This is a genomic window from Amycolatopsis anabasis, from assembly GCF_009765355.1.
GTDB classification, from domain to species: domain Bacteria; phylum Actinomycetota; class Actinomycetes; order Mycobacteriales; family Pseudonocardiaceae; genus Amycolatopsis; species Amycolatopsis anabasis.
This window is the reverse complement of sequence record NZ_VTHK01000086.1, coordinates 1-18637: the sequence shown is the minus strand read 5'-3', so window position 1 is coordinate 18637 and position 18637 is coordinate 1. Positions and strand designations below refer to the sequence as shown.

The 18637-nt window shown below is 64.7% G+C and carries 14 protein-coding genes and 1 tRNA gene; 8 read left to right on the top strand and 7 right to left on the bottom strand.

The genetic code is table 11. The features are described 5' to 3' along the window. Positions 1-74 precede the first annotated feature (74 nt). The gene (locus FXO23_RS47170; RefSeq protein ID WP_218952389.1) at positions 75-2021 is read right to left on the bottom strand and encodes a UvrD-helicase domain-containing protein; all 1947 of its coding nucleotides are present in this window, start codon (positions 2019-2021) and stop codon (positions 75-77) included. Positions 2022-2657: 636 nt separating this feature from the next. On the opposite strand from FXO23_RS47170, the gene FXO23_RS47165 reads away from it, so the two are divergent. The 4 genes from FXO23_RS47165 (at position 2658) to FXO23_RS47150 (ending at position 7394) form a co-directional block, all read left to right on the top strand. Then, the gene (locus FXO23_RS47165) at positions 2658-4511 is read left to right on the top strand and encodes a DUF262 domain-containing protein (protein ID WP_158895137.1); all 1854 of its coding nucleotides are present in this window, start codon (positions 2658-2660) and stop codon (positions 4509-4511) included. Positions 4512-4590: 79 nt separating this feature from the next. Further along, complete coding sequence (locus FXO23_RS47160) at positions 4591-4779, top strand: hypothetical protein (RefSeq protein ID WP_158895135.1); 189 nt, start codon at positions 4591-4593, stop codon at positions 4777-4779. Positions 4780-5614: 835 nt separating this feature from the next. Further along, complete coding sequence (locus FXO23_RS47155) at positions 5615-6682, top strand: amidohydrolase family protein (protein ID WP_158895133.1); 1068 nt, start codon at positions 5615-5617, stop codon at positions 6680-6682. Between the two features lie 271 nt (positions 6683-6953). Further along, entirely contained in the window at positions 6954-7394 is a 441-nt protein-coding gene (locus tag FXO23_RS47150) for a hypothetical protein (RefSeq protein WP_158895131.1), read from the top strand. Between the two features lie 441 nt (positions 7395-7835). Here FXO23_RS47150 and FXO23_RS47145 read toward each other — a convergent pair whose 3' ends face one another. From FXO23_RS47145 to FXO23_RS47125, 6 genes are all read right to left on the bottom strand, one after another. After that, the gene (locus FXO23_RS47145) at positions 7836-10901 is read right to left on the bottom strand and encodes a type I restriction endonuclease subunit R (RefSeq protein WP_218952388.1); all 3066 of its coding nucleotides are present in this window, start codon (positions 10899-10901) and stop codon (positions 7836-7838) included. Next, positions 10898-12121 (bottom strand): restriction endonuclease subunit S, encoded by a 1224-nt coding sequence (locus tag FXO23_RS47140; protein ID WP_158895129.1) that lies wholly within the window; start codon positions 12119-12121, stop codon positions 10898-10900. Before FXO23_RS47140 ends, FXO23_RS47145 begins: the two co-directional genes overlap by 4 nt. Beyond that, positions 12118-12930: a hypothetical protein gene (locus tag FXO23_RS47135; protein WP_158895127.1), complete on the bottom strand. Its 813-nt coding sequence runs from the start codon at positions 12928-12930 to the stop codon at positions 12118-12120. The genes FXO23_RS47140 and FXO23_RS47135 overlap by 4 nt, the downstream gene beginning before the upstream one ends. 57 nt (positions 12931-12987) lie before the next feature. Beyond that, a complete protein-coding gene (locus FXO23_RS47130) occupies positions 12988-14055 on the bottom strand; it encodes a type I restriction-modification system subunit M (protein ID WP_246258528.1) in 1068 nt (355 codons plus the stop codon). After that, positions 14052-14513 (bottom strand): type I restriction-modification system subunit M N-terminal domain-containing protein, encoded by a 462-nt coding sequence (locus FXO23_RS51350; RefSeq protein WP_218952387.1) that lies wholly within the window; start codon positions 14511-14513, stop codon positions 14052-14054. Before FXO23_RS51350 ends, FXO23_RS47130 begins: the two co-directional genes overlap by 4 nt. Positions 14514-14867: 354 nt before the next feature. Then, positions 14868-14940, bottom strand: a tRNA-Arg gene (locus tag FXO23_RS47125). Between the two features lie 150 nt (positions 14941-15090). Here FXO23_RS47125 and FXO23_RS47120 point away from each other — a divergent pair. The 4 genes from FXO23_RS47120 to FXO23_RS47105 are packed head-to-tail and all read left to right on the top strand — an operon-like array spanning position 15091 to position 18516. Beyond that, positions 15091-15741 (top strand): response regulator, encoded by a 651-nt coding sequence (locus FXO23_RS47120; protein ID WP_158895125.1) that lies wholly within the window; start codon positions 15091-15093, stop codon positions 15739-15741. 12 nt (positions 15742-15753) lie between these two features. Beyond that, a complete protein-coding gene (locus tag FXO23_RS47115; RefSeq protein WP_158895123.1) occupies positions 15754-16374 on the top strand; it encodes a trimeric intracellular cation channel family protein in 621 nt (206 codons plus the stop codon). 52 nt (positions 16375-16426) lie between these two features. After that, complete coding sequence (locus tag FXO23_RS47110; RefSeq protein ID WP_158895121.1) at positions 16427-17119, top strand: response regulator transcription factor; 693 nt, start codon at positions 16427-16429, stop codon at positions 17117-17119. Next, the gene (locus FXO23_RS47105; protein WP_158895119.1) at positions 17116-18516 is read left to right on the top strand and encodes a sensor histidine kinase; all 1401 of its coding nucleotides are present in this window, start codon (positions 17116-17118) and stop codon (positions 18514-18516) included. The genes FXO23_RS47110 and FXO23_RS47105 overlap by 4 nt, the downstream gene beginning before the upstream one ends. Positions 18517-18637: the final 121 nt, after the last annotated feature.

Genomic DNA, 18637 nt, shown 5'->3' with positions numbered 1-18637 from the left:
GACCGAGCGTTTCGTTGAGAACATGGTCGCTCTGCGAACCGCCCACACTGTCAAGTGCGCCTTGCAGGACGCGCTCAACCGCGCCCGCCCACCGTAGCCGCGCCGTTGGGTAGGAAGCGGCTGCCATGGCCCGCGACGTGCGACACGTAGAGCGCATCGCGCGCCCGGGTGCATGCGACGAACAGCAGGCACCGCTCGCGCAAGACGTCTTGTTCGTACGAGACCGGGTCTTCGTCGACGTCCGTCATGGCGGCGGGCAGCGGAACCAGCGAATCGTCGACGTGAACGACCGCCATGTTGCGGAACTCGCGTCCCTTCATCTTGTGCATGGTGTCCACGCGCACCGAGCCCCGTTCCTTAGAACCGGCACCGACCGCGGCGATCTTGGCTTCGCGCAACGCTTCGCGCTTCTCCCGAGCCAGCTGCCTGGTCCGTGTGGCCACCCCGATCGCGTCGGCCTCAACACCCTCGGCCAGCCATGCCCGGACCTTTTCCACTAGGCCGCGCGTCTCGGCCGCGCGATCCGGAAACGTGATTACCATCGGCCGATTGCCCTGCCGGTCCGAACGGTAGCCGTTGAGGGAGTCCGGCTCGTCGTCGAGTCCGGTGGCCGGCTCGCCCGTGAGTATGGGGGTCGCCCAGTTCAGGATCTCCTGCGTTGTCCGGTAACTGATCGTCAGCCGGTGGCTGCGACCACGCACCGGTATCCCGAGCCGCTCGAGGGAGACGCGGTTGTTGTAGATCCGTTGGTTCGGGTCGGACAGGATGAACAGGTCGTCCGCCCCGGACGCGACGGCTGCCCGTAGCATCTCCCAGTGCGCTGGATGCAGGTCCTGCCCTTCGTCCACGATCACGTGACGGTAGAGATGTTCGCCTCCTTCGGTGTTCCGTTCGCGCAGGGTGTCAGCAGCCTCCTGTGCAAGCTGCAGAAGGGTCTGCTTACCCGATTGACGCAGCTGTTCGAGCACACCACTGATTGCTGGCCAAGCACGCCCCCGCGCCGCGCCTCGCAGTTGCTTGCCCCGCCCTGGCCGGTCGCAAGCCAGATAGGCGAGACGATCCGGCAGCCGCTGCGTGAGAATCACCTGTTCCCATTCGCGCTCCAGGAACGCCGAACTGAACTCGCCGCTGGCGGTGGCAGCTTTCTGCCACAGTTCCGCGAGTTCACGGTCGTCAGCTATCTGGGGCTGTTGGCCGCGATACCGGCTCACCAGCTGGTAGGCCAGCCGATCCACATTGATCACGTCGATCTTCGAACGGACTCGCTCATCGGCTAGCAACGTCAGCTGGCGTTCCAGCGCCTCGGCCAGGTTTCGGCTGAAGGTCGTGAGCAAGATGGGCGCGGGTCCTTCGTCCTCGCGATACCGCTGGGCCAGGAACGCCGCTCGGTGCAGGGCGGTCACCGTCTTGCCGGTCCCGGGACCACCGGTCACCAGCGCCGAGCCGCGGTACGAATCCCGGTAGGCCAGGTTGTGCTGCCGCCTATTGAGGTAGACCAGCCAGGCTTCGAATGGTTTGGCCAGTATCTCGGCCAGCTCGTCCGGCCCGGACACCATGCGGTACTGGTCCGGGGTGCGCTCCACGGCCGCGGCCAGGTCGTTCGGATCGACGTCGGCTGGTACATCCACCACGTGCTGGCTGAGCTCCTGCCACACCTCGTCCTCTGACAGGCCGCTGGCCAGACCACACAGGGCGTCATACTGTCGACGCGGGATCAGAGTCGCGAGGACGTCCAGTTGCTCCTCGGAGGTCAGCCCCCTGATCAGGGGGAGGAGCCCGGCGTCAATGCCGAGCCGGACGAGCACGCTGTCCTTGTGTCCGTCGAACAATCGTTGCGGAGCGGCCTGCGCGGCCCGGGTGAAGGCCGGTGTGAGCGTGTCGATGGCCTCTTGGTCTCGGACCTCCAGGATGCCCAACGCGTGGTTGACGGTGTACCGGCGCTTGGCCAACCGGCGTACAGCCTCGTCGTGATTCACCACCGCGATCAGGTAGTACTCGTCCCCGGACTCGGGAGCGAGCACGACGCCTCGCCATCCGCCGGTGATCCGGATCGTATGCAACCGAGGGTCGCAGGAACCCTCAACCTTCTCCAGATGCAGGCCTGCGTACGTGTGCTGGGGGAATGTCTTAATCGCCTTGTCCGTCGCCCGTTTGATGGGGCGTTCCAGCTTGTCGTAACACTGAAGGAACTCCAGAGCGACACCTAACCGTGGCACTTACGCCCTCCCCTGTTGTCAGTGGACCACGCTAGTGAGGTCACGGATGGTATCGATGTCGTTATTCCCGTGTGAACACCCGTAGGGAAAGATGACGCAGAGTTGCGACCGAGCCGCTCGACCGTCCAGGTCGAGGTGCTGGACCGGTAGCTGGAACTGAACCACGAGCGCTACGCCGAAGAGGTCGCCAAGGGCATGCACGTCAAAAGGGAAAGGCCAAGTCCCGGCGAGCCAAGGCAGGCCTGGACAGCAAACCGCAGTTCGCCGAAGATGGCCTCTTCGCACCCGAGAACGCCCTCTTCTGACGGAGCACTACGCCGATCTCGTGATGTTGCCGCGTACGCTCCACGGAAATGCCCCAGCTTCCGTAAGGTGCTCCATCGGTCCGTTCTTGCGGATCTTCGGCATCGATATCGTCCAGTCAGGGGAGGACTGTTCAGCGTGGAAGTCAATCCGAGGACACCGCAGCAGATCTTCGGTCTGATGATCAGGTACCTGATACCGCCCTTCCAGCGTTCCTATGTCTGGAACCAGGAGGATCAGTGGCAACCCCTGTGGAACGACGTCGCGAGGACCGCCGAGGCGGTCCTCGACGCTCTCGACCACGACGCCGACGCGCAGAAGGTCGAGAAACACTTCTTCGGCGCCGTGGTCGTCCAGGACGCTGTGACACCGGTGGGTCACGTGCAACGCAAGAACGTTATCGACGGTCAGCAGCGGTTGACCACGCTGCAACTGCTGACCGATGCCGTGCAGGAAGTCGTCGCCGAGCACGGCACGAAGCTGGACGCGAAGGGCCTCACCGGTCTGATCCTCAACGACCCGGACGCCGTTCCGGCCAAGGAGGAACAGTTCAAGGTCTGGCCATCCCGCCGCGACCGGGCCGCCTTCGAAGCGGTGATGACCAACGGGATAGAGGTGCCGGCCGAACTGGCCGATACCCGGATCGTTCAGGCCCACCGGTTCTTCCGTAAGGAGGCGCTGGAGTGGGCCACCGCGGGCGAAGCGCCGGAGGACGTCGTGGCGAGGCGTCTCTCGGCACTGGCCACGGTGCTCGACCGCCATCTCCAGGTCGTAGCCATCGACTTGGAGATGGCGGACAACGAACAGCTCATTTTCGAGACGTTGAATGCCCGCGGCACGCAACTGCTGGCCACCGACCTGGTGAAGAACTATGTCTTCCGCGCGGTCGACGATGCCGATGGGCCGGTGGACGAGTGGGAGCGCCGGTACTGGTCGGATTTCGACGAGGACTGGTGGCACGAGGAGATCAGCCAGGGCCGCTACAATCGGCCTCGCCTGGACATGTTCCTGCAGTACTGGCTCATCATGCGGACCCACGACGAGGTGCCCAACGACAAACTATTCAAACTCTTCCGCAAGCACGCCGACGACAACGGCGTTCGTGAGCTGGAAGGTGCGCAGGCGCTTCTCGCGATGCTGAAATCCGATGCCTCGCAGTTCCGGGGACTTGCCGAATTCCACCCGCAGTCGCCGGAGGGAACGTTTTACTACCGGGTCGTCGAGTCGCTGGAGCTGGGCGCCTTCACGCCAGTCATGCTGTGGCTTCTTGCCGACCGTCACGCCGTACCAGCCGAGCAGCGGGCCAAGGCGCTGGCGTCGTTGGAGAGCTGGGCCGTGCGCCGGATGCTCCTGCGGCTGACCACCAAGGACATCAACCGGTTGGTGATCTCCTTGGTGCGCGAACTCTCCGCGCACGACCCAGCGGGTGCCGGTGACGTCACCGAGGAGTTCCTCGCCGGACAGCAGGCGCCGACCCGTTACTGGCCGCGTGACGAGGAAGTGATCGAGTCGGCGACGAGCGCCCGCCTGTACGGCATGGTGAAGCAGGGACGGATCAGGGTCGTGCTCGAGGCCATCGAGGACTGGAAGCGCTCGCCGAAATCCGAGATCCAGCACTGCCCTCGACGTCACCTGCAGATCGAGCATGTGATGCCGCAGGCGTGGCAGGACCACTGGGGCGCCGACATCACCGGCGACCCCGAGGCCGGCCGGGAACGGGACCGGATCGTGCAAACTCTCGGCAACCTGACCCTGGTGACCGACAAGCTCAACCCGGCGCTCGGCAACCTGCCGTGGACCGACGAGGAAGCGACGACGATCCGGCCGGATGCCATCGGCAAGCATACCCAGTTGGACCAGCACAGCATGCTGCTGCTGAACCGGGAGCTCACCCGCGGTCACCCGACGCGCTGGCGCGAGGAGGACGTCATTCAGCGTGGCATTGACCTGGCGAGTATCGTCCTGGCGATCTGGCCGCGCCCGGTGTCGTGATCGTCGCGAGCCGTTACCCCCTAGAGTGACCGAACACCCAGTTCTCGCGAGTCCCACCCACGAGAATACCCGCGCCGAGTTGCTCGAACTCGTCGTGGCCGATCTGGACGGCCTGGAAGAGGACTTCTCCGCACGGGAGAATCCCATCGATCGTTACCCATTCGGCAGGCTGGCACCGAAAGGCGAGACGGTTGCCCCGGAAACCCACGAGGAACCCGGCGAGGACGATGCCGAGAACAGTGTGTCGGTTGGTGGTCACCGGAAATAGGAGTCCTACGAGCTTGGCGAGTCCGAACGCGAGGAACTGTCCCGCGGGCGAGCCTGGCAGCGTCGCCAGTACATCCGTGACCTCACCATCTCGTGGCCTGAGAACCGAAACCAGTCGAGAATGGCAGATCTACTGCGATCCGCGGTAGTACGACGAGACGCGGTTCGAACAGCGTCGGTCGCGGCGGACGAACTGGTTGCTACAGTGATTGCCGCGTTGGCAGCAGGAGTACATCCAACCGCTCCCATATTGGGTGGAATGCAACCGATATTCGGCATCCCGCCAACCTAGAACGGCACGGCGGGAGGTATCTCAGTCGCAACACTGTTCACTCGGCTTAGACGTCGCTGAATCCGCAAATCGTCCAGACCGTCTGAGAATGCAAAGGGCAATGAGCAGGTGTGGCAGCCCTCGCTGCGGTAGGCGCTGCCTCAGTGCGATGCTGCCCGCGGCAGCGCGCGGCGCGCCCACCATCCGGCCGCCCCGCTACTCCTGGGTGGCCACTTCTGACCAGGCACTACACGCGAGCGGCAAGGTAACGATTCAATTAGCGTCTTCGTTTGAAATGCAAAATTCAGAAGAGTTCAGATATTGCTTGGACTGCGCGCCCAACAAGACAGTATGCGAACCTAAACCTAATGGTCAGCGACCTGCTCGTCTCTGTAGGCTGCTCATGCGGAGGTCCGAGAGGACGGATGCCAGAGGTCATGATGACCTGTAACGGAGGGCACGTCGGCGGGTCCTGACCGGCTTGAACCTCCGGTTCGCCTGGCGGAAGGCTGCACTCTTCTGCTGATGTGCGGGTGTCCCTGCTCGCGGTGTTGGGTACGGTTCGATGGGCGGGGGTGGGTCAGTGATCATTCGGGTTCGCGGTTGTGCGTTGCCGAGTGGTGAATTCGTTGATCTTTACGCCGATGGTGATCGGTGGACGACTGATCCGGTAGCGAATTCGGAGTTGGTGGCCCAGGGGTGGTTGCTGCCTGGATTGGTCGACGCGCATACCCATCCTGGAGCCGAAGCTCCTGGTGATCGGCTGGATGAGCGGTTGCTGCGTGAGGATCTGCACCGGCACGTCGATGCCGGTGTGACGGTGATCCGGTCGCCGGGCCTGGCTGGTGATCCGCCGTCGTGGTTCGGGAACGATTCGGATGTGCCGCGGGCGTGGCATGCGGGACCGTGGCTGGCTCAGCGCGGTCAGTTCTTCGACGGGTGGGGACGCCGAGTCGGGCACGACGAGTTGCCCGCGGTGGCGGCGGCGCAGGCCGCACGGACCGGGTGGGTGAAGGTGATGGCGGATTGGGACTTCGGCGATGCGCCGGTCCCGGTCGAGGTGCTGACCGCGGTGGTGGAGGCGGTGCACGCGGTGGGCGGTCGGGTCGCTGCGCATACCCAGCAGGGGGCTGGCGGAGTGGCTGTGGTGGCGGCCGGAGTCGACTCCGTCGAACACGGGATGTGCCTCGATCCTGACCTGCTGGCGGGCATGGCCGAGCGGGGGACGGCATTGACGCCGACGTTGTCGAGGATTCAGGAGGTGTTGCAGCGGGCTCGGCAGTGGCCGGAGGGGCCACGCAAGCAATGGTACGTGCGCGGAGCGGAAGCGCACGAGGGGTTGGTGGCCGCTGCTGCCGAGGCCGGGGTGACGGTACTGGCCGGCACGGATTCCCGCCCACACGGCCTGGTTGCCGACGAGGTTCGGGCGTTGGCCGCCGCGGGCATGCCCGCCCATGACGCCTTGGCGGCGGCTTCATGGTCCGCACGCGCGTACCTGGGATTGCCCGGGCTGGAACCGGGCGCACCGGCCGACGCGGTCGTGTACGCACTGGACCCACGATCGGACCTCACGCAGCTGAACACACCAGCCGCGGTGATCCTGCGCGGCCAATGTGTAAGGGGTCCCCGCTGACCCGACTCTTGGTGTGCTCTCGCATGTCTCTGACAGTGCGCGATAACGAGCGTGACCTGGATCGACACCGGTAGGCGGTCAGACGTGGCTGTCGACACCGTCGAGCGACGAGGTAACGATGCGATCATCGTTGCCGTTCGACGTGCAAAAGCCCGAATGGTTCGGATACCGCCTCAGATCGTGCACCCAACAAGCCAGTATACGAACCTAAACTTGCTGGTCAGCGGCTCGCCGGTCTCGGTGAAGGCGCCTCACGCCAAGGTTCGGCGCGATGGATACCGCCAACCTGCCCGTCGAAACCGCAAGGGTGACCCTGGGTGACGGCTGGGGCTTGCCAGGGCAGGTAGTGGCGCGGAAATGGGTGCCAACCGTCCTGGTGGTTCGCGGTTGGCCCAGCACCCACAGCGTCTCCGGACACCAGTGTCAGATCGTGCTCGGGCGAGGCGGCTCTCGCCATCGCCAGTCGGCTCAACACCGACCTGACCAAACACCCGTCGCCGGTGCCGCCGAGCAAGGCCCGCGCCCGCGGCGCCTGGGGCAAGAGCAGCGCGTGCGCGGCATCCTGCTCAACCCCAAGTGCACCGGCTACCAGGTCTTCAACCGCCGGGCCATGCGCTCCAAACGCGGCAAGATCTACGAGCCCTACAAGTGGGTCTGGTCACCCCTACCCCCAACGAACCGCTCATCCCCAAGTGGACGTTCAACGAACTGATCGACCGCCGCGGCTTCCACAGGAAGACCCGTGACGGCTCGACACCGAACAGCCACCCAGCGACCAAACGCACTTCCAAAGCTGGGTCCTGCGCCCGTGCGGGCGGCACGGTCCGGCCCCGCGCGCTGCCAGAAGTCGTACTACCAGTGCTACCCCCGCCGCAATAACCGCGGCTGACTCGGCAAGTTCCCCGACCACCCGCAGGCGTTCTACACCACCGAGGAATGCCTGCTCGACGCCGTCGCCGCCTTCTACGCTGACCGCGTCTTCGGACCACACCGCCGCGACATCCTGACCACCGAGCTCGGCAACGTCGACGATCGCGCCGCCGAACAGCGGCAGGCCGACACCACGCGCTACGTCGACAAGGCCGCACCCGACGTCGAACAGCCCAGCCCCAGTCCCACCGGAAAGACGGGTGATCCGCGGTGGCGGTGTCTTTCAGGCCAGACCGAAGAAGCGCTCGAAGTATTCGGTCAGCTTGGCGATGACGCGCTCCTTCTTGGCGCCGAGGTTGTTGTCCTTCGCGAAGCGGGAGACCGGCGGCAGAATCTGGGTGATCGCCGTTCCATTGGTCGCGATCGCGCCGTCGCGGAAGGCCGCCTCGATGAACGACTGTGTCTGCTCGGGCCGGAGGCGCTCGGCCTCGATGATCTCAGCGAGTTCGGCTTCTTGTCGTTGAGTGACGAAGATTCGCCAGTCGTCGCTGACCTCGCCAGTGACCGACATGGAGTCGACGAAGTCCATGATCAAGTCTTTCTTGTTCCGCAGCGATGGGCTGGCGTCGACGGCATCCTCGATGGCACGTAGCGGCATCCTGGCATCCTCGTCCATCTTGGCCTGACCCTCGTCACGCCACTTCTGCACCACCATAAGGATGTAGTCGATGTTGACCTCGACCTGCTTGATCAGCTCGATCTCGAAGACGACGTCATCAAGGATCGACTCCTTCTCACCCGTGTCCCGCTTGCGATGCTTCTCCCACAGTGCGTTGTAGATGCTCGTGTAGTTCTGCAGTTGCCGCGGCGTCAGCGACTCGTCGTCCGCGAACTCGTCGAAGGAGGTCAGGATATTGCGCAGCTTGAGGATCTGGCCGAAGAGCACGACGAACGCCTTCTCCTGGGCCTCCCCGAACGGCTCAGTGCCGGGCGGGAACCGCTCCAGGAGTTGACCGACCAGGTCGACGTACGCGGCGTGATAGTCGGCGTAGGGTTTAAGCAGCACCACCCCACGGGCCTCGGAGTCGCCGAAGAGCGCCAGGGCGTCATCGACTGCCTTCTCAAGATTGCGGAAGCAGACGATGTTCCCGTAAGTCTTGACCGAGTTGAGGATCCGGTTGGTACGCGAGAACGTCTGGATCAGGCCGTGGGACTTGAGGTTCTTGTCAACCCACAGCGTGTTCAGCGTGGTTGTGTCGAACCCGGTCAGGAACATGTTGACCACGATGACCAGGTCGACTTCACGGTCCTTCACTCGTCGTGCGAGGTCCTTGTAGTAGTTCTCGAACTTCGCCGTCGAGGTGTCGTAGGTCGTGCCGAACGTAGCGTTGTAGTCGCTGATCGCGCGTTCGAGGAAGTCGCGGGAGGAGGCGTCGAGCCGGTCGGCGTCCATCGCCTCGTCGTCGAGGATGCCGCCGACCTCCTCGGCCTCGTTGGCCGTGTAGCTGAAGATCGTGGCGATCTTGAGTGGCTGGTACGACGGATCGGCGTTTTTGCGCTCGGCCTGCTGTCGGGCGAACTCGTCATAGTAGAGCCGCAGCGCCGGGATCGAGGCGGTGGCCAGTATCGAGTTGAAACCACGCACCCGCTTCTCGCCCAGGCTGTAACCCTGGGTGCGCATGGTCTTGGTGTCGAAGTGGTCGAGGACGTATCCCACGATCTGCCGTATCCGCTCGGGGTGGCGCAGGACTTCCTCGGTGTCGATCCCGGCGACCTGCTTGTCTTCGACGTCGTCTGCGGCCCGCACGGTGTTCTGGTAGGAGACGCGGAAGGGCAGCACGTTGCCGTCGTTGATCGCGTTCACGATCGTGTAGGTGTGCAGCCGGTCACCGAAAATCTTCTCGGTGGTGTCCTTCGTCGCCCCGCCGGCGTTCTCCGGGAAGATCGGGGTGCCGGTGAAGCCGAACAGGTGGGAGTGGCGGAACGCCTTTCGCACCGCAGTGCCCATGGCACCGAACTGGCTGCGGTGGCACTCGTCGAAGATCAACACCACGTGACCCTTGGTGATCTCGTGGCCCTTGTTCTGCTCGATGAACCGCGACAGCTTCTGGATCGTGGTCACGATGATCGAGGCGTTGGGGTCCTGGAGTTGCCGCTTAAGCTCGGCCGTTGAGCGTGACCCGTTGACCGAGTCCTTCTCAAAGCGGTTGTACTCCAGCATCGTCTGGTAGTCGAGGTCCTTGCGGTCGACTACGAAGAGGACCTTATCGATGCCCTCCATCTTCGACGCCACTTGGGCGGTCTTGAATGACGTCAGCGTCTTGCCCGACCCGGTGGTATGCCAGATATAGCCGCCAGCCTCCGGCCCGGACGACTTCGCGTTCGTCGAGGACGCCACCCGATGCAGGATTCGCTCAGCCGCCACGATCTGGTAGGGCCGCATTACCAGCAGGGTGCGGGCGACGTCGAAGACGCAGTACTTCGTCAGCACGTTCAGCAGCGTGTGCTTGGCGAAGAACGTCCGTGTGAACGCGGTCAGGTCACCGATGCGCCTGTTCTTCGCATCGGTCCACCACGAGGTGAACTCAAACGAGTTTGACGTCTGCTTCCGACCACGCTTGCCGCCCTCGGGCTCGGCAACCTTCCGTGCACGCGTCGTGTTCGCATAGTACTTGGTGTGCGTGCCGTTGGAGATCACGAAGAGCTGGACGTACTCGAACAGCCCGGCATTCCCCCAGAACGACTCCCGCTGGTAGCGGTTGATCTGGTTGAACGCCTCCTTCAACGGCACGCCGCGCCGCTTCAACTCCACATGCACGAGCGGCAGCCCATTGACCAGGATCGTCACGTCGTACCGGTGCTTGCGAGAAGCCCGAGCCCCCTCACCGACCGTCTCGTACTGGTTGATCACCTGGAGCCGGTTGGCATGGATGTTCGACTTGTCGATCAGCTTGATGTTCTTGCTGGTGCCGTCGTCACGCGCGAGGACCTGAATCGGGTCCTCCTGGATGCGCGCCGTCTTCTCGACGATGCCCTCGTTCCTCGAAGCGATCTTCTTGGTGAAGAACCATCTCCACTCGGCGTCGCTGAAGACGATGTCGTTCAGGAGTTCCAACTGACGGCGTAGGTTCGCCTCCAAGTCGGCCGCCGACGTGATGTGGAGCCACTTGTACGCCTGCTGCCCCAGCAGCTCGATGAACGCGGCCTCAAGCTGAGCCTCGGACTGATAGCCCTGATCGACACCGTCATGCGGCTCGTACGCCGCCACGACGGTGGATTCGTCGCTCACCGCGATCAGCTCATACCGCAGCGCCGAGTCCGGTGCTTCCACACCGCCGTCCTGACTCACGCCGCCCGCTCCTCGAAGGTCAACAGCTTGTCCCGGTAGTACTTATACTGCTTGCGGCGTGCAGAGAGCTCAGACGCGATGCCGCCCGCCAACTCAACCGAAACGGAGTCGAGACGGTCAAGGATCGCAACGACCCGCTCTTGGTCCTCAGTTGGCGGAACCGGGATTCGTACCTCCAGGATGTCGTCCTTCTTGAGGTGCGTCTGATCCATACCGTTGTTGTATGCAAGCAACTGAGGATTCCGATCCATCACGCGATGCAAGAACCGCGGCAGCAGCACGCTGGGGTCGCGTGAGCGAAGCAAGCAGACCCGTTGATTGGCCGCGTACGTGTTGTCCGAATCCACGTAGAATGTCTTGGCGAGCGCCTTTCCGTTTGGCAGGTCGCTCATCACCAATGCCACGTCGCCTTCATAGGCAGGGGTTCGCACATCTTCGGGTCGCACAAAGCGATTAGCCTCGCCACGCGAAATAAAACGCGCCGTCATTAACGCGATGGTTCCCGCGGGATCGACAAATTTCTCGTGGGCCCTTGCATTAGAAAAGTCGACGAAATCGCGGACTCGCCCAATCGGGACCGAAGAGCTCAAACGGAGCACCTGGTCGCGGTAGTGTTCGTACTGGCGCGTGCGTGCTTCCAGTTCGGCTTCCAGTTCGGCTTCCAGTTCGACTTGCAGCCGTTCAATTTTACCGAGCATTTCAGCGAGCGCATGCTGAATTGGCGGCGGTGGAACAGGGACTTTAAATTCCAGCAACCCCGGACCTCTGATAGCGGCCATAGATCCATCCGTGCGACCAGCAGAGGCGAGGATACTGTCCGACTTGGCTCGGCAAACCTGGGCCAAATAGTCCAGATCGATGCCGTCGCGAGGTTTGACCGCGCGCATATCTTGATTCATCGTGGTGGCAAACGGTACGAGCGCGACTGGGAGACGGCGTCGGAGGACGTTCGAGCGCACAACAAAGGCAATGGAGCCCGCAGGTACGAGCTTCGCAGCGGAGGACTCAATCGCTGCGGACGCAATGCGGTCCTCCGTGGCGGAAAGCGTCCCTGTGGTCATGTCCTTCGGCGACAGCCAGGGAATCGTACCGTCCTGCCAGTACTCTGGCCGACTCTTCGACGGTGTTCCGCCTCCATACCATGTGCCGACGTCGCGAAGCGGCTCGAACTCGACACCATCCGGGCAGTGCTCGGCAATCAGCCGGTCAATCTCACTCATGAAGTCACTTCTTCATTTGAAGGCAAGTCCAAACTGCTCATATTCCAGCCGAGATCCTTGATCGCCCGTTTCATCTCCTGATCGCTGGCGACGTTCTGGATGATGCCAATAACTAATTTTCTGCATGGATCGTATTTCTGCAGAGCCAATTCCTCGCTTGAGTCTCCGTGGACGATCTCGCTCAACTCGCTGAACAACAGGTAACCATCGCTTGAGAATGCCGTTGGGATGATGTGGCGTGTGGCATCGACCTCCTGTAGGAGAGTGCGAAACGGTTTACGCTTGCCATTGGTCGTGGTGGTCGATATCCCAGCCACGTCGGCGACTTGCACGGTGATCGCTTCGAAGATCTTCCTAAGGTAGACCATCGCTCCAGCACCGAGCTTCGCCTCAAACGCGAGTTGAGCGCGCTCTAGTAGGTCGTCGAATTCGCCAACTCCGAGCCCGACCCGACCTGCCATGTCTCGCCTGTTCTCCACGTAGCGCTCAAGCCGGACGGTCGGTGACTGTTCGTGGAGCCCATCCCTGGACACGAGGAGATACCAAGTCTCGATAGTCGCATCACATGCCACGCACTTGAGGAATGCGTCGATGCTTACCACACGGTCTCCAACAACAAGGCAGGAAACCTTCTTGCCAGACATAAAGTTGCGGTCGTCGTCGCAGGTCCGGCACCGGATGGTGCGAATGATGTGGCCTGATTCGATCAGCTTGTGCTGCCCGGGACGCACGCTCTGGCCGACTAGGAAACCCTCGATTTGCTTCTCCTCGTTGTCAGGTGCTTTAGACAACAAGTCACCGAGTCGCATCGTCGCCCTCTGAGTACCTCAGTAATCTTGCAACCGCCGCTTCCGAGACGTGAGCGGTCATGCCCCATCCTCCAAGTCGGCGACAATGGCGTCGATCTGAGTGCGCAGTTCGGCCTGTCGGGCAACCATCCGGGCGATTTCGGCGTTCAATGCCTTGATATCGGTCGCTTCGCGGGTGTCCTCGGCCTCGACGTAGGAGCTGACCGCGATGTTGTAGTTGTTGTCGCGGATGGTCTCGTAGTCGACCAGGGCCGTGAAGTGGTCGACGGCCTCCCGGCGGGTGAACGCCTCCAGGATCTTGGCTTGGTGGTCGGCGGCGAGCTTGTTCTTGTTGCCCTGGCGTGTGAACTCGGCCGAGGCGTCGATGAAGAGCACCTGGTTGTCGGTCTTCGACTTCTTCAGCACGATGATGCAGGTCGCGATCGTCACCCCGAAGAAGAGGTCCGGTGGGAGCTGGATGACGGTGTCGACGTAGTTGTTGTCGATCAGGTACTTGCGGATCTTCTGCTCCGCGCCGCCGCGGTAGAGGACGCCGGGGAACTCGACGATCGCGGCGGTGCCGTTGACCGCCAGCCACGACAGCATGTGCATCGTGAACGCCAGGTCAGCCTTCGATTTCGGCGCCAGCACGCCGGCGGGGGCGTACCGCTCGTCGTTGATCAGCAGCGGGTTCGAGTCACCTTCCCAGCGCGTGGAGTAGGGCGGGTTGGAGACGATCGCCTTGAACGGCTCGTCGTCCCAGTGGTACGGCTCGATCAGCGTGTCGCCGTGGGCAACATCGAACTTCTCGTACGGGATGTCGTGCAGGAACATGTTGATCCGGCACAGGTTGTAGGTGGTCAGGTTGATCTCCTGACCAAAGTAGCCCAGCCGGACCCCGTCGGGCAGCACCTTCTTGAACTTCAGCAGCAGCGACCCCGACCCGCAGGCGGGGTCGTAGACCTTGTTCACCTCGGTCTTGCCGACCACGGTGATCCTGGCCAGCAGCTCGGAGACCTCCTGCGGTGTGTAGTACTCCCCACCGGACTTGCCGGCCGAGGACGCGTACATCTGCATCAGGTACTCATAGGCGTCGCCGAACAGGTCGATGGTGTTCTCGTTGAACTCGCCGTTGCCGAAGTTCAGGGACCCGATTGCGTCGAGGAGCTTGACCAGCTTCTCGTTGCGCTTCGCGACGGTGGGCCGAGCTTGCCGCTGTTGACGTCGAGGTCGGCGAAAAGGCCCTTGATGTCGTCCTCGGAGGCGGTGCCGATCGCGCTGGCTTCGATGTTGGTGAACACCCGCGTCAGAGTCTCGTTGAGGTTCTCGTCCTTGCTGGCCCGCTCACGCACGTTCGCGAAGAGGTCCTGGGGCAGGATGAAGAAGCCCTTCTCCTTGACCGTTTCCTCGCGCCCGAGCTCGGCGTCGACGTTGGACAGGTAGCGGTAGTCGAAGTCCTCGTTGCCTGCACTGCGCTCGGCCTTGTTGAGGTAGGCCGTCAGGTTCTCGGAGATGAACCGGTAGAACAGCAGTCCCAGCACATACGCCTTGAAGTCCCAGCCGTCCACGCTTCCACGCAGGTCGTTGGCGATCTTCCAGATCACCCGGTGAAGTTCGGTTCGCTCCTGCTCCTTCTTGCGGGCCTCAGCAGTGGTGGTCCGGGCTGGCTCTGTCGTCACAAGGTGAAGTCTTACCAGAGCTCGCTGGCATCTCGCGTCACCGAGGGCGGAAGGTCCCCGAAACCGCGCCAACGCGAATGCTCGTCGTTACAGACCCCGCTGAGATCGAGGCCGCCGCCACCGGTAGCGGGGAAGCCTTCCCCCATGCGTCATGCAGACCTTCGTCCACCGGGTCGACATCACCGGCGACGTGGACGTGCTACCCAACGCTCCGCAGCCGCGTCACCAGGCGCGACTACGGAGCGAAAGAGTCGCACAGTTCGAGCGCTGGCTCGATTGCGCCCCCGGCAGGATTCGAACCTGCGACACCCGCTTTAGGAGAGCGGTGCTCTATCCCCTGAGCTACGAGGGCTGGCGGGCCTAGCCTACTGGGTCATCAAGCTTCTGTGTGTTCGCCCTGCTCACCCTGGCCGGTGGCGCTCGTCGCTTCCTTGCGGGCGGGTAGGTAGCCTTTCGGAAATCGGAAGCGGGGAACCCGCTCCACCGACCGCCGGAGGGCTCGTTGATCAAGCTGATGTTCGCCGACGACGAGGAACTGGTCCGTTCGGGCCTTCGCGCGATGATGGCTGGTGCGCCGGACATCGAGATTGTCGGTGAGGCCAGCGACGGCAGATCGGCGGTGGACGTCGCTCGTCGCCTGAATCCCGACGTGGTGCTGCTGGACATCAAGATGCGGGCGCCGGACGACGGGATCCGGGCGTTGCGGGCGATCCTGGCGCTGCCCGATCCGCCGACCGTGGCCATGCTGACCACCTTCGACATCGACGAGTACGTCAGCCTGGCCCTGCGCCTCGGCGCCAACGGATTCCTGCTCAAGGACATCGAACCGGCCGCCTTGCTGCGGGCGGTGCGGGATCTCGCGCGGGGCGGGGCGGTGCTCGATCCCGGGGTGGCGGCGCGGATGGTGCAGTCGCATCGCGACGAGCAGCGGGCCGCGGCACCCGCCCGGAAGCTGCTGGCCTCGCTGTCCGAGCGGGAGCGCGAGGTGGTCGGGCTGATCGGGCAGGGGCTGTCCAACGCGGAGATCGGCGGGCAGCTGCACCTGTCCGAGGCGACCGTCAAGGGCTACGTCTCGGCCGTGCTGTCCAAGATCGGCGCCGCGAACCGGGTGCAGGCCGCGTTGCTGGCCTACCGGGGCGGACTGGTCGACTGACGCAACGCCCCGGTGCTGCTCACCGCGCTGGAGATGCTGGGCTTGGCGGCCTTCGCGGCATCCGGCGCGCTGGCGGCCGTCCGGGCGCGGCTGGACCTGTTCGGCGTGGTGGTGCTGGGGCTCACCACCGCGCTCGGCGGCGGGATCATCCGGGACGTGCTGCTCGGCATCCACCCGCCGACCACCCTGCGCACCTGGCCCTACCTCGCCGCCTGCGCCGCGGTCGCGCTGGTCGTGTTCGCCTTCCACCCGCAGGTCGCGCGGCTGCGGCGGGCGGTGCTGCTCGCCGACGCGCTGGGCCTCGGGGTCTTCGCCACCGCCGGGACGACCACCGCGCTGGCCGCGGGCACGCCGGTGTACGCCGCGTGCCTGATCGGGATGACGACCGGTATCGGCGGCGGCGCGCTGCGTGATCTTCTGCTGCGGGAGATCCCGCTGGTGCTGCGCCGGGAGATCTACGCGGTGGCCGCGCTGGCCGGGGCGGTGCTGGTCGGGCTGGGGCATCTGCTCCGGCTGCCCGCCGGGCCGGTGACCGTGGTCGCGGCCGCCGCGGTGGTGGGGTTGCGCGTGGTCGCGCTGTGGCGCCGGTGGGACGCGCCGCTCGCGCGGGGCACCGATCAACCCGCCGAGTGAGTTCTTCGTGTGCTCTAAGCCGGGTCTCAGCCCGGCGGGTAAGACTAGGGCCATGCGCATTCTCGTTGTCGACGACGATCGGGCCGTTCGGGAGTCCTTGCGACGCTCGCTGGAGTTCAACGGCTACCAGGTCGACCTGGCTTTCGACGGCGCGCAGGCGCTGGAGTCGATCATCGCCAACCGGCCGGACGCGATGGTCCTGGACGTGATGATGCCGAGGCTCGACGGGCTCGAGGTCGCCCGGCGGCTGCGCAGCACCGGCGACGACCTGCCGATCCTGGTGCTGACCGCCCGCGACACCGTGTCCGACCGGGTGTCCGGCCTGGACGCCGGCGCCGACGACTACCTGCCGAAGCCGTTCGCGCTGGAGGAGCTGCTCGCCCGCCTGCGCGCGCTGCTGCGGCGGGCCAGCCCGGAAGCACAGCCCGGCCCGGACGCCGAGGTGCTCGAGTTCGCCGGGCTCACCCTCAACCCGGGGACCCGCGAGGTCCGCCGGGGTGATCGGGAGATCAGCCTCACCCGCACCGAGTTCGCCCTCCTTGAGCTGTTCCTCTCCTATCCGAAGCACGTGCTGACCAGGGGGCGGATTCTGGAGGAGGTATGGGGCTACGACTTCCCGACGTCCGGCAACGCGCTGGAGGTCTACGTCGGTTACTTGCGCCGCAAGACCGAAGCGGATGGCGAGCCGAGACTGATCCACACGGTCCGCGGCGTGGGTTACGTGCTGCGGGACACGCCTCCGTGACCGAGCCGGTCAACGAGGTCGATCCGGCCGAACGCGGCTCCAAGCGCCGGTTTTCCCTGCGTTCGCGGGTCACGCTCCTCGCGGCCGCGTGTGTCGCCGGGGTGGTGGCGCTCGTGTCGCTCGGCGCCTACCTGACCGTGAAGGACAACCTCTACCAGCAACTCGACGAGACGCTGACCGCGCGGGCGAACGCGGCCGTGCAGAGCCCGCAGGTGCAGGCGCAGCTGCGCCAGTTTCCCGGAGCGTTCCTGACCACCAGTGATCTGCAGATCGGCGTGCTCGCCGCGAACAACCGGATGGTGTACCCGGATGTCGGGCACCCGCCGCCGTGGGGGCCGCTGGAGCTGGCGGTCGCACAGGGGACGTCCAGCGGATCGCTGCGGACCGACGGCAAGACCGACACCCGGGTGATCGCGCTGCCGTACGACGGCGACCAGGCGATGGTGCTCGCCCTGCCGCTCGGGCCGACCAAGCAGACGCTGAACGAGCTCGCGGTCGTGCTGCTGCTGATCGGCGGGGGCGGGATCCTCGTGGCCGCGGCGGCCGGGACCGCGGTGGCGCGCGGCGGGCTGCGGCCGGTGGAGCGGCTGACCTCGGCGACCGAGCGGGTGGCGCGCACCGGCGACCTGCGCCCGATCCCGGTCAGCGGGGACGACGAGCTCGCCCGGCTCACCCAGAGTTTCAACACCATGCTGGGCACGGTCGCCGAATCGCAGGAACGGCAGCGCCGCCTGGTGGCCGACGCCGGGCACGAGCTGCGCACGCCGCTGACCTCGCTGCGGACGAATCTCGAGCTGCTGCTTTCGGCGAGCCGGTCCGACGCGCCGAGCCTGTCCGAACAGGACCGCGCGGACATCGAGGCGGACATCAAGGCGCAGCTGGACGAGCTGACCCAGCTGATCGGCGACCTGGTCGAGCTGGCTCGGCAGGACGAGCCGCGGGCGGAGTACGAGCGGGTCGAGCTGATCGAGGTGGTGGAACGCGCCCTCGACCGGGCCCGGCGGCGGGCCGGGGAGATCGAGTTCGACGTGTCGCTGCAACCGTGGGTGCTCACCGGTGACTCGAACGCGCTGGAGCGGGCGGTGCTGAACCTGCTGGACAACGCGGTGAAGTTCTCGCCGGACGGCTCGACGGTCCGGGTGCGGATGTACCCGCTCGGCGACGGGACCACGGTCATCGAGGTCGCCGACTCCGGGCCGGGGATCGCGGAGGAGGACCTGCCGCGGGTGTTCGACCGGTTCTACCGGTCCTCCGAGGCGCGCACGCTACCCGGATCGGGCCTGGGCCTGGCGATCGTCAAGCAGGCGGCGGAGCGGCACGGCGGGGCCGCCTACGCGGGCCGGGCTCCTGGCGGGGGTGCCCTGATGACCATCCGGCTCCCGGGCGCCCCCGGCTGACGTTCCTCGGGAGGAAGGGACCTTTACTCCGGTTTCGCCGGAGCGAGGGAGCTTTGCTCCGCCTAGACGACCTATTCCAAGGGGTGCGAGGTCGAAGACGTAGGCGAGGGTGTCCATGATC

What these genes read in the sequence shown, in the direction of transcription:
- FXO23_RS47155 (WP_158895133.1), top strand. Translation starts at nt 5,615, where the DNA reads ATGGGCGGGGGTGGGTCAGTGATCATTCGGGTTCGCGGTTGTGCGTTG.
- FXO23_RS47150 (WP_158895131.1), top strand. Translation starts at nt 6,954, where the DNA reads ATGGATACCGCCAACCTGCCCGTCGAAACCGCAAGGGTGACCCTGGGT.
- FXO23_RS47140 (WP_158895129.1), bottom strand. Translation starts at nt 12,121, where the DNA reads ATGAGTGAGATTGACCGGCTGATTGCCGAGCACTGCCCGGATGGTGTC.
- FXO23_RS47135 (WP_158895127.1), bottom strand. Translation starts at nt 12,930, where the DNA reads ATGCGACTCGGTGACTTGTTGTCTAAAGCACCTGACAACGAGGAGAAG.
- FXO23_RS47110 (WP_158895121.1), top strand. Translation starts at nt 16,427, where the DNA reads ATGCGCATTCTCGTTGTCGACGACGATCGGGCCGTTCGGGAGTCCTTG.